The following is a 17,460-nucleotide window of genomic DNA, read 5'->3' as shown; positions in this document are numbered from 1 at the left end:
CCGTGGCAAAGCAGAAGTGGTATAATGACCCGAAAATAGCGGAGGATACTGTCTACTGGAAGCCAAAAACGCAGGTCTGGTTCTGGGCTGCGGTTTTGGCCTTTGCTGCGGCCCTGGCAGTAAATGTGTTTATCCCATCGGTGGAGGACGTCAAGCTGCCCGGGGCTTACCATACAATTCTTGGCGCCCTTTTGGCAGCGCTGTTGCTTTTGTATTTCTTCACCCTTGGAAAGCCTGATTTCCGCAAGAAACTGTACCATAAGGCGCAGTTTATTTTTGCAGGGGGCGTAGTCCTGGCAATATGGGAACTGCTCACCACCAAGAGCGCTATTTTCCCCTTACCCTATTTTCCGGGTATGTCGGGAATTTTCAGCGTGATGTACGATGACCGGCTCCTGCTGCTGCGGAGCACCCTTTTTTCGATGCGTCTCTTTTTTGTGGGGATGATCACCGGTACGCTCCTGGGGCTTGCCACGGGGATACTCATCGGCTGGAACCGTCAGTGGGATTACTGGCTGTCCCCCATTATTAAGGTTACGGGGATCATCCCCGCAGTAGCGTGGCTGCCGGTAGCGCTGGCCATACTGCCCACCAGTTTTACTACCGGTGTATTTTTGATTTTTATTTCATCCTGGTTTCCCGTTTCCTCCATGATGGCCGCGGGGATCATTGCCACTCCAAAATCATTTTTTGATGTGGCGAAAACCCTGGGGGCGGATAACCGGTTTCTTTTGTTTCGTATCGCCATACCCCACGCCATGCCCAGCATGTTTACGGGAATCATGACCGCCACCGCCTTTTCTTTTACCACCCTGATTGTGTCGGAAATGGTGGGCGCCAAGGCAGGGCTGGGATTCTACATCAACTGGGCCAAGGGCTGGGGCGCATACTCAAAGGTGTACGCCGCCATCATTATTATCGCCGTAGAATTTGCACTTATCCTTGCGCTCATCGGCGCTATACGCAGTTATGTTCTTCGCTGGCAAAGGGGGATTTTGAAATGAGCGATGCTTTAGCTAAGGATACCTTAATTGATATAAAAAAGGTTAACCGGATATACCGGGATACCAACGGCAATCCCCTGTATGCGTTAAAGGATATTGATCTGGAAATTGCTAAGGGTGAATTTGTTTCCATCGTGGGTCCATCCGGCTGCGGTAAGACCACCCTGCTCAGGCTCATCGCCGGGCTTGACCGCCCTCAATCGGGGACGCTTGCCATTGACGGGCAGGAAATTGCCGGACCCAGCCATGAACAGGGCTATGTTTTTCAACAGTCCACCCTGTTCCCCTGGGCTTCGGTCCATGACAATGTTGCCATGGGGCTTAAAGCCCGGGGCGTGTACCAGGGACAGGAGGGCCGGGTACGGAATTATATTGATATGATTGGCCTTACGGGGTTTGAAAAATCCTACCCCCATGAAATCTCCGGAGGTATGGCCCAGCGGGTCGCCATAATCCGGGCCCTGATAAATGAGCCCAAGGTACTGCTTCTGGATGAGCCCCTGGGCGCTTTGGACGCCTTTAAGCGGATAGAGCTTCAGGCCCTGTTACTTGATGTATGGAACAAAACCAATACCACCATGGTTATGGTTACCCATGATGTGGACGAGGCCATAGCCCTGAGCACCCGTATTGTGATCATGACCCCACGGCCGGGTCAAATTACCGACATATTCGACGTGAACCTTGGGGAAACCCGGGATCGGAACAACGATGATTTTATTGTCCTGCGGAAGAAGATCCTGGAAGTGCTGCATCTGGCAATCTCCCAGCCCCAGGTGGAGTACAATCTCTAGCAACCTTAAATAATCTGCTCTGTTCTTTCAATAATATCGTCCTGGGTCTGACGGGAAAGGACGTTGAAGAAGGCGCTGTAACCCGCCACCCGGACGATGAGATCCCGATGCTTTTCTGGGTTGATCTGGGCATCCAGCAGAGTCTCCCTGGATACCACATTAAACTGAACATGGAAACCGCCGAGCCGGGCAAAAAAAGCATGGAGTAGAAAGATGAGTTTTTCCCGGTTTTCTTCGGTTTCCAACATGGCCGGGGTTACTTTTTGATTGAGCAAAACACCGCCGGTGATTTCCGAGGTAGGCAGCTTGGACACAGACTTAAAGACCGCCGTAGGACCATGCCGGTCCATACTATGGCTGGGTGAACATCCTTCCGCCAAGGGTTCCCCCGCTTTTCGTCCGTCGGGGGTCGCCGTTGTACCGGCGCCCTGGGGAACATTCGCCGAAATGGACGAAGTACCGGCATAATAAATACCGCCGATTGGCCCGCGTCCGTAGCGGGTATTATGATATTTTTTCATTTCGTCAATATAAACGTCATAGGCTCCACGCACGAGCAAATCCACGTAGTCATCATCGTTACCGTACTTGGGTGCGGCGATGAGGAGTTTCCGTATACGTTCCCCCTCATTACCCGCAAAGTTGTTTTGCAGCGCGTCCCACAGTTCTTCTGTGCCGACGGATTTGTCCTCGAATACGCATTTTTTAATCGCCGCAAGACTGTCGGCAAGGTTTGCGATGCCTACCTGGAGGTCGCTGATAAAATCGTAGACCGCGCCCCCTTCTTTTAAGTTAAGCCCCCGCTCGATACAGTCGTCGCAGAGCGCGGAACAGAATATGTCGGCGGTATCCCGTTCCAGAACCGTATCGGCGCAGGAGTCAATGATGACGCACTGACGGGTAAACTCACGAATAATCTTGTCCCATGCTTTTTTTACATCATCATAGTTCTTCCATGAGGTAAAATGTCCGATGCCTTCGCACACTTTTTTGCCGCTTTCAATATCTATGCCGTCGTTCATAGCAATTAACAGGGACTTGGGAAAATTGAGAAAACTCATACCGGTTACCCGGTAGCCCCACTTGCCCGGTACGGCGACTTCTACACAGCCGATGGCACTGTAATTGTACGCATCCGGTTTGGCGATCCCCTTTTCCAAAAAAGAGGGGATGATGATCTCATCGCTGTTAAAGGCGGGCATACCGAAGCCGAGGCGCACCACTTCTATGCAGTCCTTAAGAAACTGCGGGTCAAGTTTCTGGTGATACCGTACCGTCAGATTTGGCTGGGGTAATTTGGTCCGGGCCACACTTTTCAGAATAAGGAAGGAGAGGGGATTTACCGCATCATGGGGGGAATCATTTTCAAGGATCTGTCCGCCTATGGTCACGTTTTGGTATAGGGGGCTCCCGGCGGAAAACCGGGTATGGGACCAGCTGCGTATTTTGTTGATCGTAAAGGTTTTCATCCATAGGTTGGTCAGGAGTTCGCAGGCGGTTTCTTCGGTAGTACGAGCGGCATCGATATCTTTTTGATAATAGGGATAGAGATACTGATCCATCCTTCCGTATGAAAGGGAATGGCCGTTGCTTTCTATCTGGAGTACCAGATGGACAAGCCACAGCGCCTGTACCGCTTCGTAGAAAGTCTCTGCGCCGTGGGCAGGAACCTTTACAAGGATGCGGGCTATTTCAAGCAGTTCCTTCCGGCGGCCGTCGTTTTTTTCAGTCTCCGCCATTGTTGCCGCCAGATCGGCGTAGCGCTTGGCAAAGGCAATTACCGCATCCATGGTGATGATTATACCCCGGTAGAAATACGATTTATGGAGATTTTTATAATCCGTGAGATCCAGGCTGTTCAGCTTTTCTGCCGACCGCCGCTTGTATTCAAGAAGGCCCTCCGCCAGCACACGCTTATAATCCACCGCCAGGTGGGCATCCCCGGAAGTGATATTCCCCTCGGCCTTGATAATCCCCAGGTCATAAAAAACCCGTGCCGATGCGGGCATGGCGGCAAGCCCCCGGTCTTTTACGGTATTATGTTCCCAGAAGGGGGCTATGGTGCGGAGGGCTTCTTTGTTTTCTTCCGTTATGTAAAACCGGTCCCCGTCCCGCTGGTCAAATTTATCAAGTTCATCAATGACCCAGTCCATGGCGTATTCGGGGAATATGGGGGCGGAGCGGTTACTTGCAGCCTGATTCCCCACAATAAGGGTTTCATCTTCTATATAAATGCTCATCTTTTCGAGGACATTTTTAAGCATCAGCGCCCGCCGTATCGCCAGGGGCTGATCCATATTTTCCCGATAGACGTTTGTGGTTATTTTGGCCCGCTCCACACAGACCTGGGGTTTTGCGTTCAACAGTTCCAGCCGGAACCGGCTCATCCTGCTTGTCAGATTTCCGAAATAGTTACCCATGATGCCTTCCTTCTAAAATAGTAATTCTGCGGCGCCGATAATGCCGAAGTCATTCCCCAGCTCCGCCTCTTTGAAATACACGGGCATATCGTTTTTATTGTACCCGTCAAAAACTTCTTTCATATCTTCGAGGATGGCGGTTTTCTTTCCCCCATCCATAAGCTGTTGGCTCAGTTTAAGGAGGCCGCCTCCGAAGACAAAACAATTTATGTTCAGGGTGACGTACAGGTTATAGATCCAAATACCCAGGTACTTCACCATCTGATCGTAGGCCCGATGGGCCAGCGCATCCCCTGCGTTGTAGGCGCTGCCGAGGTGGAACGCGGTGATTTTTCCGCCGCCCGCCAGTTGGGGCATGATGGACTGCTCACCCTGTTCAATCCATTTTTCAATATGTTTGATGATCATGGAGCCGGAACTCCATGACATGAGGCAGCCCCGGTTTCCACAGCCGCATTCCACTCCGTCATCGGGGGTAACGATCATGTGGCCGCTTTCCCCGGACCAGCCGTAACGGCCCCGGAAGAGTTTCCCGTCTATGATGATCCCCGAAGAAATCCCGGTGCTGATGGGGCAGTAGATCATATTCTCAAACCCCCGCCCCGCCCCCTGCCGGTGTTCCGCAATAGCCCCGGTATGGGAATCGTTGTCGATGAGCACCCGTATCCCCCCAAGCTTTTCCATCAGATAGGTACGGGCGGGGAAGTCGTGGATTTTCGTCAGGTTGGTGGTTTTGATAATCCGTCCCTCCTCAAAAAGGACGAAGGAGGGCATTCCGATACCAATCCCCCGGATATCTTCTTTTTTCAGACCCTCTGCAGCCATAAGGTCTTTGATGTTGGCCACAATGGTATCGAAAAATTCCTCCGGACTTGCGGTATCGTCCGAAGGATGGGAACGGCGCCGGATTATCTCCTTCTGCCCATTAAGAAGTCCGTAAGCCGCTTTAGTTCCGCCAACATCAATACCTATGGTATGTAGATCCATAAAATAATGATAAATCCGAACTTAAAGCTTGTCAAGGAAAAAGTTTCTAAAATAAGAAAAAAAGTTATTAAAATAAGTATAGGGGTAAGCAAAAATAGGTAATTTCTTGACATTTGCCAAGGAATAAGTATATAGTATAAACATGCCGGTTAAAGCGCTGCTCTTTAATATTCAGAAATTCAGCCTCCACGATGGCCCCGGCATACGAACGGTGGTCTTTTTTAAGGGCTGCCCGCTGCGCTGCCGCTGGTGTTCCAATCCGGAATCCCAGGAAGCCGGTCTTGGGACCGTCGGCCTTGGGGGCGTTACCGCATCTAACCGGCTTTCCGCCGATATACGGTATTACACGGTAGAAGAGGTCATGGAGACCTGCCTCCAGGATCGCCCTTTCTACGAGGAGTCGGGGGGCGGTGTTACCCTTTCGGGCGGCGAAGTGCTCCTGCAGGCCGGTTTTGCCACCGCCTTACTTGACCGCCTGGGGGAAGAAAAAATACATAGGGCTATCGAAACCAGCGCCCTGGCTCCCGCAGCGGTTTGGCAGGAATGTATCAACCATGTGGATCTCCTTCTTATTGATGTGAAGCATTACGACCGGGAGCGCCATATCGAAGGTACTACGGTCTCCAACGAAGCCTGTCTTGCCAACTTGCAAACAGCCCTGGATAGGGGGAAGAACGTACTCCCCCGTATTCCGGTGATTCCCGGCTTTAACAACAGCCTTGAAGATGCCGAGGGTTTCGCCCGTTTATTTACTGCCATGGGTATATCCAAGGTCGAACTTCTTCCCTTTCATCAGTTTGGGGAAAAAAAATATGAGGATCTGGGGATCCCCTATCCTATGCACGGTATACCCCAGCTGCACCGGGAAGATTTGACAGAGTATCGTCAGGTCCTTATTGACCGGGGAATAGACGCATGACCAAAAAGCAAAATGAACGCTGGAAAAAAATGCTTGATACCATCGCCGCCAGTGAGCGCATTGAGGTAGCAAAACTGGCGGAAATGATGGGGGTCTCCAAGGTAACCCTGAGGAAGGACCTGGATCAGCTGCAAGAAAAGGGAATTATACGCCATGAAAAGGGCTATGTTAGTCCCGGTTCCGGCGATGATATCAATAACCGGCTGAGTTACCACTATGAAACCAAACGGAAAATCGCCCGAGCCGCCTTGGAACTGGTAAAGGACGGCGAGGCGGTGATGATTGAATCAGGCTCCTGCTGCGCCATCCTTGCGGAGGAGCTGGCGTCCAAGCGGCGGGATGTGCGGATCATCACCAATTCCGCTTTTATCGCCGCCTATATCCGGCGGCTGCCCCAGGCAAAGATTGTACTCCTGGGCGGGGATTACCAGAACGAATCCCAGGTCATGGTGGGGCCCATTGCACGGGCCTGTGCCCAGGGCTTCTCGGTGGATAAACTCTTTATCGGGACCGATGGCTTTTCTGAGGACCAGGGCTTTACCGGAAATGATCACCTCCGTTCCGAAACAGTACGGGATATGGCAAAACAGGCGGAGCGGGTGATCATCCTTACGGAGTCTGAAAAGTTTTCCAAACGGGGTTTAGTGCCTCTTCTACCCTTCAACAACATAAGCATGGTTATTACCGATGAAGAGGTTCCCGTGGAAAAAGAGCGTTTGTTCGAGGAACGGAAGATTGCCCTCCTAAAGGTTGCTCTTTAAGGCCAGGGCTCCTGCCCGTTTATCTTGACCAGGAAGCTCATTTATGGTAGTTTTTTCAAATCGGGCGCTTAGCTCAGCTGGTTAGAGCACCACGTTTACACCGTGGGGGTCACATGTTCGAATCATGTAGCGCCCAAAGACGTAAGTTTTTACCCTGTAAAGAATTAGCCTACCCGGGAATCTCCCCGGCCCATGTCGGGGACAAAGCCGTAATCCCTAATCCTGCCTTCCATACAAAGCCGGCATTCTGCGGCTTCGTCACCGGTGCAGATCTTGTTGTCGTAAAGGGCGTAGAGTTTGCGGACAGCCTTTGGGGAAAGGTTGGGCATCACCACGTTGGCCCCGGCTAAAAGGCCCAGTTCCCGGCCCCGGGGGTTTATGGTCCCCAGGGCGGTGGTGGCGGGAAGCAGCGTTTTGGGGAGGAGCAGCCGGGTCAGGGCCAGCATCCTTAGGGTTTGTTCCAGGCTTCCACCGGGGTGGCTGCCGAATGGGGTGTCGCCCTGGGGGATGAAGGGGCCTATGCCTACCATGTGGGGGTCCAGTTCTTCAAGGAAGCGGAGATCCTCCAGGAGACATTCGGGAGTCTGATAAGGGGTTCCTACCATAAACCCCGCGCCCACCTGGTAGCCGATATCCCGCAGGGCAAAGAGGCAGTCCTTCCGTTCCGCCAGGCTCATGGCCGCAGGGTGGAGTTTTCGGTAGTGTTCGTCATTGGCGGTTTCGTGGCGGAGCAGGTAGCGGTTCGCCCCGGCCCGGAAAAACCGCTCGTAACTTTCCCGCTTCCGTTCCCCTATGGACAGGGTTATGGCGTGTCCCGGGTATTCCCGGCGTATGGCCGACACCATTTCCGTGATCCGGTCGTCGGTGAAAGCGGGGTCCTCCCCGCCCTGGAGCACGAAACTCCGGTAGCCCAGCATGTCCCCCATTTGGCAGCAGTAGAGTATCTGTTCCAGGGAAAGGCGGTACCGTTCAGCAGTACTGTTACTATGCCGTATGCCGCAGTAGTAACAGTCGTTCTTGCAATAATTGGTGAATTCGATGAGCCCCCGGAAATATACATCCCGGTCGTAGTGTTCCTCACGCACTTCCCGTGCCGCAGCGTAGAGGGCCTCCGCCTCGACAGGGTCGTCGGTGGTGATATAGTGTAAGATTGCTGCGTCGCCGGATAGATCTATCATGCGCATCCCCAAACAACGGCCCTCAAAAATAAAAATCCCGTTTGCCCGCTCTGATTCTTTCCAAATTCGCCGCCGCTTTCGTGCGGATCTTTTCGTTGGCGATCCCCGGCAATTCACGGGCAATGGCGGCGGCGGCCTTCTTTTTAAAGGATTCATCGCCGTAATCCGAAGAAAACTCAGAGAGGGTCATCAGGGCATTGGGGAGGCAGACATTTTTGATCTGCCCGGACTTGGCAAGGCTCATAAAGCGATCCCCGGTCCGGCCGCTGCGGTAACAGGCGGTACAAAAACTGGGAATGTAACCATCGTCCATAAGCTCGGTGATAATTTCCAGGGCGGTCCGTTCATCGTTCACAAAAAACTGCGGATTGGACTGCTCCTGGTGTTCCCGTTTGGAATAGCCACCCACTTCGGTGCTGGAACCGGCGCTGATCTGGGAGATCCCCAGCTGCAGGAGTTTCCCCCGCATGGCGTGATTTTCCCGGGTAGAGAGGATCATCCCCGTAAAGGGAACCGCCAGGCGTATGATGGCCACGATCCGCTCAAAGGTGGCGTCATCCACCAGGTTGGGGAAGTCCGTGGTATCCGTCCCTGCGGCGGGGCAGATCCGGGGCACAGAAATGGTGTGGAACCCCACGTTGAATTGCTCTTCCAAATGTTCGTTGTGGATCATGAGACCTAATACTTCAAAGTATGGGTCAGCCAGGCCGAAGAGAACCCCGCCCCCCACATCATCAATACCTCCCAGGTGAGCCCGGTCAAAGGCGGTGAGATGGTAGGCGTAGTCTTTCTTTGGCCCCGAGTGGTGGACCGTATCGTAGGTAGGCTGATGATAGGTTTCCTGAAAGAGGATATAGGTACCGATGCCGACATCGTTGAGCTTTTTGTAGTTTTCCACCGTGGTAGCGGCGATATTAACGTTGATCCGCCGGATTTCGCCATTTTCAAATTTCATTCCATAAATAGTGTGCATACATTCCAGGATATAATCGATGGGACATTCCGTATCGTGTTCCCCCGCTTCCAGGGCTATCCGCTTGTGGCCCATCTGTTCCAGGATCTTCACTTCTTCACGGACTTCATCCATGGTAAGTTTCTTCCGGTTAAATTCATGGCCGCAGTTATAACTGCAATAGCCGCAGCGGTTCACACAGTAATCGCTCACGTACAGGGGTGCAAATAACACGATCCGGTTGCCGTAGATATGCCGCTTGATCATCCCGGCGATGGAAAATATCCGTGCTATATGGGCAGGATTTTTTGTGGTAAGCAGGGATGCAATTTCAATGTGGTTAAGCCCCTCAAACCGTTCCGCCTTGTCCAAAATACCCCGGATGACATCGTCCCCGGTATGTTTTGCCCCTTCCAGAAGCTCCTCAATATAGGCCTGATTGATAAAGACTTCCGGCTGTAATTCCGATGCCTTTCCCGCCGCCGCAGTATCCATACGTTCCGTAACCATATATTCCCCCTAGTTACCCGTATCGGATTTAAGATCGCTGGACACCGCCGTCTTTACGGTTACCCCGGGAAGATTTCCCAATTTTCCCGTAAGGGCATTTATCTCGTCCAGATCCCCCTGGAGGGTGATGGAAATTACCGCCAGGTCTTCCTCCGTAACGGGAATACCCATTCGCCCCTTAACGATTCCTTTGAACGATGAGACCGTGTCGTTAAAGGCCTTTTGACTGCCCTGGGGTTTTTCCAAAATAGCCCCGATCACCGCTATTCGCCGCATAGTTACTCCCTTGCCTTGTGTCTGGGGATAAAAAAACCCCCGGAATTATCCCGGGGGTGGTAATGACAGGGCGATATGCCTTCCATAATTACCCTCGGGCAGCCAGAACCGTCGTTTTCAACAGGACTTAGCCAACAAGGTCTAATGAATATTTCCCACTGCCGGGTAAGAAAAATCTCGCCCAATATGGATTATTGAAAGCATACCACAGAACGGAAAAAAATGAAAGTGAAATTTTCAGTATCTATTAACTGGGGTGATATTTTGTACATTCCGCATCCAGGGCTTTTTGTATTTTTTCCGGGTCTCCCCCATTTTCTGCGATAATGGCGCTTACCCGGTCATACCCGAGTTTCTCGCCATAGGAGGCCGCAAAGGCATAGGACCTGGCCAGCAGTTCGGCGCAGCGTTCCCGGTTTGGGCTCAGTGTTTCTACGCACCGGGTACGAAAGAGGAACACCGCCCGGCAGAGGAGGGAAAGGCTTTCCAGAAGCGCATCCGCAATGATCGGGGAAAAGGCGTTGAGTTCCAGCTCCCCTCGGGCGGCTGCAGCGGTGACGGCGAAATCGTTGGCCGCAACCTTTATCCCGACCTGGATAATCATCTCGGGTATCACCGGGTTCACCTTGCCGGGCATGATGGTGCTTCCCTTCTGCATCGGCGCAAGCCGGATTTCCCCCAGACCGCCGTGGGGTCCTGAACTTAAAAGCCTGAGATCGTTGGCGATCTTGGTAAGGTTGACCCCCAGGCTTTTGAGGAGCCCCGAAACTTCCACAAACACGTCATTGTTCTGGGTAAGGTCCATGGGGTATTCCGCCGCCGCCAGTCCCATGCCGCTAAGCTCCCGCAGTTTTTCTATCACCTCAAAGCGGTAACGTTTGGTCAGCTTGTCCGAAAGCCCGACCGCGGCGCCCCCCAGGTTCACCTGCCGTAGACGCTCTTCGATCTTGTAAAGCCGCCACCGATCCCGGCCTATAGCCTGGGCATAGGCACCGAACTCGGCCCCCAGGGTAATGGGCACCGCATCCTGAAGCTCCGTGCGTCCCAGCTTTTTAATATCCGCAAATTCGTTTTCCCGTTTCTGAAGCGCCTCCTGCAATTTAGCGCACCCATCGCTCAGGTCACGCAGCAGTTCTATCGCGGCAATACGCAGGGCCGTGGGGTACACATCGTTGGTGGACTGCCCCCGGTTCACATCGTCAAGGGGGTGAACAATATCGTAGGCCCCCGGCGCCTTTCCCAAAATTTTCAGGGCCAGGTTGGCGATAACCTCATTGACGTTCATGTTGGTGGACGTCCCCGCCCCGCCCTGGAGGGCGTCCACAATAAACGCATCCTCCGCTTCCCCCGCAAGAACCCTGTCGCAGGCCTCAACAATGGCCCGGCTTTTTTCCGTTCTGCCGTTTTTGGCGCCATCCGGATCCTGCCCGTCACTTTCGGCAATCTTCCCGTAAGCCAGGGCCGCAGCTTTCTTAATCGTTACCATTGCCCGGATAAGCCTGAGATTAGTTTTTCTGTAAGCCAGGGAAAAGTTTTCCTCCGCCCGGAGGCTCTGAAGACCGTAGAGGGCCTCATCGGGCAGTTCCCGTTCTCCCAGTTCGTCCTGTTCTTTTCTCATAATTCGTCTTCCAGCTCCGCCAGGATGTGGGGGAACACCGCCACGCTCCGTTTCAGGATGCCCTGGATATGGGCGATCACCGTACCGTAGTTGGTAAAGGGTATCCCCTGATCCGCCGCATTGGCTTCCCGGTACCGCACTTCCCGTTCATTGAGCATACAGGCCCCGCAGTGGATAATCAGATCGTAGGGGGAAAGGTCCTCGGGAAACTCGCCCCCGGAAGTAAAGGCAAACTCAGGCTCCTTGCCGGTGTATTGTTTGATCCACCGGGGAAGTTTGACCGTGCCGATATCGTCACACTGACGGTGGTGGGTGCAGCCTTCGGCAATGAGGATGCGGCTCCTGTCATCAATATGGTCCAAGGTTCTAACCCCCCGCACTGCGGATGCGAGGTAGCCCTTGTAACGGGCAAAGAGGATGGAAAATGAAGTGAGGGGAATATCAGCAGGGGTGTCCGCAGAAACCTTGGCGAAAACCTGACTGTCGGTTATCACCAGACTTGGTTTTTTCCCGATATTTTCCAGGGTTTCCTTAAGCTCGAATTCCTTTACCACCACCGCCGCCGCATCCGCCTCAAGAATATCCCGGATAGTCTGCTGTTGGGGAAGTATCAAGCGTCCCTTGGGGGCAGCCTTGTCGATGGGGACCACCAGGATCACAAAATCCCCGGGCCGGATCAGGTCCCCCACGATTTGCAGTTTCGGCTCATCGGTCTTAGCGATGAAAGCGATCCGTTCTTTCAGCGTTTCTATGTTGTGTTTGGTTATGGCGCTCACATAAATGGTGTTTTCGCCACCGGTGTTTTCTGCATTATCCGCCGGAGGGCTTTCCAGCAGATCACTTTTATTGTAGGCTATGATGAAGGGGACCTGCTTGGCCCGGAACAGGCTGATAAGTTCCTCGTCCGCCTCGGTCTTGCCGGTAACGGCGTCCACCACCAGGATCGCCGCATCGGTTTTATTTAAGACCTGCTTGGCCCGGCGGACCCGAAGTTCCCCCAGGGCGCCCTCGTCATCGATCCCCGGGGTGTCGATGATCAGCACCGGCCCCAGGGGGAGAAGTTCCATGGCCTTGGAAACCGGGTCCGTGGTGGTGCCCCTGATATCCGAGACGATGACCAGGTCCTGGTTTGTAACCGCATTGACCAGACTGGATTTTCCCGCGTTCCGCCGGCCGAAAAAGCCTATATGAATGCGGTTTGCCGAAGGAGTGTCGTTTAATCCCATGGGAACAGTGTAAACCCTTCATGGGAAAGCGAAAAGACAGGGGCCTTGGAATGTCCCTGTTGGCTTGGATCCTTGGGGGGCATCTGTCTATTATAGTATAGATGGATATGGCGGCGTCCCGGCAGGATAAAAATAAGCCATTTGGTAAAACATGAGTCAAAAATATTCCAAAAAGTAGTACTTTAGTACCTTTTTTTTCTGATAATGTATGTTACCCTATAGTTAATTTTTTATGTATGGAGGAATTTTTATGAGAAAGCTATGTGCTACAGGACTGGTTCTGATGCTGGTTACTGCCGCGGTGTTTGCCGGCGGTCAGCAAGACGCGGGCGGGTTGCCGTCTATTGGGGTCGCCATTTACAAATTTGACGATACCTTTATGTCTTACACCCGGAACGCCATCGAAGCCAATGCCCAGGGAAAGGCTGCCGTAACCACGGTAGATTCCCAGAATGCCCAGCCCACCCAGAACGATCAGGTGGATCAGTTCATCTCCAAGAAGGTGAAATCCATTGCCATCAACCCGGTGGACCGGACTGCGGCGGGGGCCATCATTGACAAGGCCAAGGCCGGCAAAGTTCCGGTGGTGTTCTTTAACCGTGAACCCTTTGCCGAGGATATGGCAAAATGGGACCAGGTTTACTATGTGGGCGCCAAGGCGGAAGAATCCGGCACCATGCAGGGCGAAATTCTGGCTGAATACTGGAAAGCCAACCCCGCTGCAGACAAGAACGGCGACGGCATTATTCAGTATATCATGCTCAAGGGCGAACCCGGACACCAGGATGCGGAGCTGCGCACCGAATTTTCCGTTAAGGCCATCACCGCTGCGGGAATCAAGGTTGAACTCCTGGCCGAAGATACCGCCATGTGGGATCGGCCCCGTGCGGTAGAAAAGATGGACGCCTTCTATGCCCGGTTTGGGGATAAGATCGAAGCGGTACTCTGTAACAACGACGACATGGCCCTGGGGGTTGTTGAATCCCTGCGGAACGCCGGTTTCTTTACCGGTGGGAAGTACCTCCCCGTAGTCGGAGTTGACGCCACCGCGCCTGCCCTTCAGGCCCTGAGCGAAGGTACCCTCCTGGGTACCGTGCTGAATGATGCCCAGAACCAGGGGAAAGCCACCTTTGATATTGCCTATGCCCTTGCCACGGGCGCCAATGTCAGCGCTGCCGGTTGGACCCTTACGGCCGGGAAATATGTGTGGGTACCCTATCAAAAGGTAACCCGGGACAATTACAAAAGCTTCCAATAAGGATGGCCGGTAAGAACCTTACCGCAGTTTAAAAAGGTACCTTGGGAAAGCTTCGAAAGAGGCAGGTTCCCGGGGTACCTGTTTTTTGAGGGGGTTTGATGGAAAACACCAACTATGTGCTTCAGGTAAATCACTTATCAAAATCCTTTCCCGGGGTAAACGCCCTGGATAAGGTTTCTTTTAATGTCCGTCCCGGCTCGGTTCATGCCCTCATGGGGGAGAACGGCGCGGGTAAATCTACCTTAATGAAATGTTTGTTCGGCATTTATGAACCCGATGAAGGGGAAATCATCCTGGATGGCAAGTCCGTACATTTTGATGATTCCCGCCAAGCCCTGGACGCCGGTATTTCCATGATCCACCAGGAGTTGCTGCCGGTACCCTTCCGCAGCGTCATGGAGAATCTCTGGCTGGGACGGTATCCGCAGCAGTCAATCGGCCCCATTAAACTGGTGGACCATAAACGGATGTACCAGGATACGGTGGATCTCTTTAAGACCCTCAACATGGCGATTGATCCCAAGGTATGGGTCCGGGAACTATCGGTTTCCAAGGTGCAGTCTCTGGAGATTGCCAAGGCCGTATCCTGGCACTCCAAGGTTATCATCATGGACGAGCCGACTTCATCCCTCACGGAGAATGAAGTTGCCCAGCTTTTTACGATTATCCGGCGGCTGCGCAGTGAAGGGGTCGCCATCATTTATATATCACACAAAATAGAAGAAATACTGACCATTTCCGATGATGTGAGCATCATGCGGGATGGCAAACATATTGGTACCTATGCTGCCTCCGAACTTACCACGGACAAAATAATAAAATACATGGTAGGCCGGGATCTGAGTAACCGCTTCCCCCCCAAGGACAATGTTCCCGGGGAAATCATCATGGAAGTAAAGAACCTCAGCTCTGCCCTGGAGCGTTCCTTTAAGGATGTGAGTTTTAGTGTGCGTCAGGGGGAAATCCTCGGCATCGGCGGTCTGGTGGGCGCACAGCGGACCGAGTTGGTGGAGTCCCTGTTCGGACTGCGGGCCATAGAAAGCGGGCAGATTTTTATCCGGGGTCAGGAAGTAAGTATTAAAAACCCCACCCAAGCGAAGGGACGCAAGCTTGCCCTGCTAACCGAGGAACGCCGGGTTACGGGTATCGTTCCCATGCTTTCGGTGAAGGAAAACATGATCCTGGCAAACCTGAAAAGCTATGTGGGAAACCTGGGGCTGATCAACGACAAGCAGGGCGAATCCGATGTTGCCGATAATATTAACACCCTGAAGGTAAAAACCCCGAACAGTAAAACGCTTATCCGGGACCTTTCCGGGGGGAATCAGCAGAAAGTCCTCTTCGCCCGGTGGCTGCTCACCGAACCGGATATCCTTATCCTGGACGAACCGACCCGGGGTATCGATGTGAGTGCAAAATATGAAATCTATACCATCATTCTGGATCTGGCAAAACAGGGGAAAAGCATTATTATGATTTCATCGGAAATGCCCGAACTGTTGGGTATTTCCGATAGGATCATGGTTATGTGCGAAGGCCGGGCAACGGGATTTCTTGAGCGCAAGGATGCGACTCAGGAAGAAATAATGCGTCTGGCAACAAAATTCAGGTAATTGGAGAAAAACAATGGCGGCACAAAATCAAGTACAGGGTCCGAGCAAAATCAAGCAGCTGCAGGACTTCGGTGTCCAGTATGCGATCTATCTGGTATTCGTGGTACTGGTACTGGTCATCGCGATAAAGGAACCGGCCTTTCTGTCCCTGAATAACTTCCGGAACATCTTAACCATGTCGGCCACCCGGATCATCATCGCCATGGGCATGGGGGCGATTCTGATAACCGGCGGAGTGGATCTTTCCGCAGGGCGGCAGGTAGGGCTCGCCGCGGTACTGTCCGCATCATTGCTGCAAAACCTTGATTACCCCCGGCGCATGTACCCGGATATGCCCATATTGCCCCTGCTTATTCCTATCCTGGCGGCCATGGCTGCCTGTGGTATCTTTGGCTTCCTCAATGGCTTCTTTATTGCAAAACTAAAACTGCCGGCCTTTATCGCGACCCTGGGTTCCATGGTGGCCGTCTATGGGGTGAACTCCCTGTATTTTGACCGGCCCCCTTACGGCGCCCAGCCCATCGGCGGTCTGGACCGGCGTTTTTCCACCCTGGGTTCGGGCTACATAGGCTTTGACGGACTCTATTCGATACCCTATATTGTTATCATCGCAGTGGTGGTCACCCTGATCACCTATGTTTTGTTTAATAAAACTACCTATGGAAAAAACATCTACGCCATCGGCGGCAATGCGGAGGCCGCAAAAGTTTCGGGGGTCAACGTGAACCGAACCCTGATCCTGGTTTACACGATAGCGGGGATACTTTTCGGCCTGGGGGGCACCCTGGAGGCTGCCCGTACCGGTGGGGCCACGAACAACTATGGTAACGGCTACGAGCTGGATGCTATCGCCGCCTGCGTTGTGGGCGGTGTTTCCAACCTGGGGGGTATCGGTACTGTTCCGGGTATCGTCATTGGGGTGCTGATATTCAGCGTGATAAACTACGGTCTTACGTTTATTAATATGTCGCCCTACTGGCAGCAGATAGTAAAGGGCGCCATCATCATTGCTGCGGTTGCCATTGATATACGGAAGTATCTGAAAAAACGATAGCGGGAGAAAAACAAGGCGGCGCTTAATTTAGAAGCCGGTCGATACATTTAACCGCCTTGTCATATTCAAACAGCAGGATACATTGTTCTATCTCCGTTATGTGGTCCTTTGCTTTTTTATCCAGGGGCATAAGCGCATAGTGGAGGAGCAGGGCATTCACTTCCCCAATATTCATCTTGAGGAGGGCGTTTTTGAGCTCCCCAAGCCCCGGGATAGTTGTTTCCGTTTGAAGGACCGCCGTCTCTGTATCATGAAGGAGGGCGGCGTTTATGCTGTCTAACAATGACTTGAGCTTTTCCAGTAGGGGTGTTGTTTTTTCCTTTATAGCCTCTGCGTCTTCCCGCCGGGCCGCTTCTTCCATCAGCGCAGCCTCTTCCCCAAACTCAATGGCGCCTACGCTGCGGGCTGTCCCCTTAAGTGCGTGGATAAGGATGGTATAAAGACCGAGATCCCCTTTCTCCATGGTGTCCTTCAACTCCGCGGCGGTGTCCTCCGCATCATGACTAAACGAAGAGAGTATATCCCGGTAGATCGCCGGATCATCCCCGCAATTTCGCATACCCCGGATCTGATCAAGTCCCGGTATGTCGGGGAGGGGAGGGCTTTTCCCTTCCCGACGGTCCTCCTCTTCGGCGAGGGAGTGTATTCGTTTTTCCGAGGGTATCCATTTTTCCAGTATGGCGTTGAGTTTTTTTGTCTCGATAGGTTTTGCAAGAAAATCATCCGCCCCGTTTTTCAGGAACAGCTCCTGCTGACCCGTCAGGGCGTTTGCGGTGAGCATGATAAGGGGCAGCTTCCGGTAGTACTCATCGGTTTTTCCCCTGGCCCTGATTTTGGCGACAACTTCAAGACCGTCCATGCCGGGCATCATGTGATCCAGAAAAACAAGA

15 protein-coding genes and 1 tRNA gene are annotated in these 17,460 nt (G+C 52.9%); 8 read left to right on the top strand and 8 right to left on the bottom strand.

The window, feature by feature from the left end; translation table 11 throughout:
- Window positions 1-2 precede the first annotated feature (2 nt).
- Window positions 3-1,004 (top strand): ABC transporter permease, encoded by a 1,002-nt coding sequence (locus TPRIMZ1_RS0109230; protein WP_010258163.1) that lies wholly within the window; start codon window positions 3-5, stop codon window positions 1,002-1,004.
- The gene (locus TPRIMZ1_RS0109225; RefSeq protein ID WP_010258162.1) at window positions 1,001-1,798 is read left to right on the top strand and encodes an ABC transporter ATP-binding protein; all 798 of its coding nucleotides are present in this window, start codon (window positions 1,001-1,003) and stop codon (window positions 1,796-1,798) included. Before TPRIMZ1_RS0109230 ends, TPRIMZ1_RS0109225 begins: the two co-directional genes overlap by 4 nt.
- Window positions 1,799-1,803: 5 nt before the next feature.
- Here the strand turns inward: TPRIMZ1_RS0109225 and TPRIMZ1_RS0109220 are convergent, their stop codons facing one another.
- Together TPRIMZ1_RS0109220 and TPRIMZ1_RS0109215 are read right to left on the bottom strand one after the other, a co-directional pair.
- The gene (locus TPRIMZ1_RS0109220) at window positions 1,804-4,218 is read right to left on the bottom strand and encodes a glycyl radical protein (protein WP_010258160.1); all 2,415 of its coding nucleotides are present in this window, start codon (window positions 4,216-4,218) and stop codon (window positions 1,804-1,806) included.
- 12 nt (window positions 4,219-4,230) lie between these two features.
- Window positions 4,231-5,205 (bottom strand): ROK family protein, encoded by a 975-nt coding sequence (locus TPRIMZ1_RS0109215; protein WP_010258159.1) that lies wholly within the window; start codon window positions 5,203-5,205, stop codon window positions 4,231-4,233.
- Window positions 5,206-5,347: 142 nt separating this feature from the next.
- Between TPRIMZ1_RS0109215 and TPRIMZ1_RS0109205 the strand changes: the two genes are divergently transcribed.
- The 3 genes from TPRIMZ1_RS0109205 (at window position 5,348) to TPRIMZ1_RS0109195 (ending at window position 7,021) form a co-directional block, all read left to right on the top strand.
- Entirely contained in the window at window positions 5,348-6,124 is a 777-nt protein-coding gene (locus tag TPRIMZ1_RS0109205) for a glycyl-radical enzyme activating protein (protein ID WP_010258157.1), read from the top strand.
- On the top strand, window positions 6,121-6,885 hold the full coding sequence (locus TPRIMZ1_RS0109200) for a DeoR/GlpR family DNA-binding transcription regulator (protein WP_010258154.1): 765 nt from the start codon (window positions 6,121-6,123) through the stop codon (window positions 6,883-6,885). Before TPRIMZ1_RS0109205 ends, TPRIMZ1_RS0109200 begins: the two co-directional genes overlap by 4 nt.
- A gap of 62 nt (window positions 6,886-6,947) precedes the next feature.
- A tRNA-Val gene (locus tag TPRIMZ1_RS0109195) sits at window positions 6,948-7,021 on the top strand.
- 28 nt (window positions 7,022-7,049) lie between these two features.
- Here TPRIMZ1_RS0109195 and hydE read toward each other — a convergent pair.
- From hydE to hydF, 5 genes are all read right to left on the bottom strand, one after another.
- Window positions 7,050-8,063, bottom strand: a complete 1,014-nt coding sequence (gene hydE, locus TPRIMZ1_RS0109190; protein ID WP_010258151.1) for a [FeFe] hydrogenase H-cluster radical SAM maturase HydE — start codon at window positions 8,061-8,063, stop codon at window positions 7,050-7,052.
- Window positions 8,064-8,085: 22 nt separating this feature from the next.
- Window positions 8,086-9,525, bottom strand: coding sequence for a [FeFe] hydrogenase H-cluster radical SAM maturase HydG (gene hydG, locus TPRIMZ1_RS0109185; RefSeq protein ID WP_010258149.1), 1,440 nt, complete (start codon window positions 9,523-9,525; stop codon window positions 8,086-8,088).
- 9 nt (window positions 9,526-9,534) lie between these two features.
- Window positions 9,535-9,801, bottom strand: coding sequence for a TM1266 family iron-only hydrogenase system putative regulator (locus TPRIMZ1_RS0109180; RefSeq protein ID WP_010258147.1), 267 nt, complete (start codon window positions 9,799-9,801; stop codon window positions 9,535-9,537).
- Between the two features lie 247 nt (window positions 9,802-10,048).
- Window positions 10,049-11,419 carry an aspartate ammonia-lyase gene (locus TPRIMZ1_RS0109175; RefSeq protein WP_010258145.1) on the bottom strand — a complete coding sequence of 457 codons (1,371 nt, stop codon included), beginning with the start codon at window positions 11,417-11,419 and terminating at the stop codon, window positions 10,049-10,051.
- On the bottom strand, window positions 11,416-12,645 hold the full coding sequence (gene hydF / locus TPRIMZ1_RS0109170; protein ID WP_010258143.1) for a [FeFe] hydrogenase H-cluster maturation GTPase HydF: 1,230 nt from the start codon (window positions 12,643-12,645) through the stop codon (window positions 11,416-11,418). Before hydF ends, TPRIMZ1_RS0109175 begins: the two co-directional genes overlap by 4 nt.
- Window positions 12,646-12,895: 250 nt before the next feature.
- Here hydF and TPRIMZ1_RS0109165 point away from each other — a divergent pair, with 250 nt between their 5' ends.
- From TPRIMZ1_RS0109165 to mglC, 3 genes are all read left to right on the top strand, one after another.
- Window positions 12,896-13,903 (top strand): galactose ABC transporter substrate-binding protein, encoded by a 1,008-nt coding sequence (locus TPRIMZ1_RS0109165; protein WP_010258141.1) that lies wholly within the window; start codon window positions 12,896-12,898, stop codon window positions 13,901-13,903.
- Window positions 13,904-14,001: 98 nt separating this feature from the next.
- The gene (locus TPRIMZ1_RS0109160; RefSeq protein WP_010258139.1) at window positions 14,002-15,516 is read left to right on the top strand and encodes a sugar ABC transporter ATP-binding protein; all 1,515 of its coding nucleotides are present in this window, start codon (window positions 14,002-14,004) and stop codon (window positions 15,514-15,516) included.
- A gap of 13 nt (window positions 15,517-15,529) precedes the next feature.
- On the top strand, window positions 15,530-16,570 hold the full coding sequence (gene mglC / locus TPRIMZ1_RS0109155; protein WP_010258137.1) for a galactose/methyl galactoside ABC transporter permease MglC: 1,041 nt from the start codon (window positions 15,530-15,532) through the stop codon (window positions 16,568-16,570).
- Window positions 16,571-16,592: 22 nt separating this feature from the next.
- Here mglC and TPRIMZ1_RS0109150 read toward each other — a convergent pair.
- Window positions 16,593-17,460: response regulator (locus TPRIMZ1_RS0109150; protein WP_010258135.1), on the bottom strand; the 868-nt coding region annotated here is incomplete at its 5' end.

Source organism: Treponema primitia ZAS-1, assembly GCF_000297095.1.
Taxonomy (GTDB): domain Bacteria; phylum Spirochaetota; class Spirochaetia; order Treponematales; family Breznakiellaceae; genus Termitinema; species Termitinema primitia_A.
The sequence above is the reverse complement of the archived record's forward strand: the minus strand, read 5'-3'. Positions and strand labels throughout refer to the sequence as shown.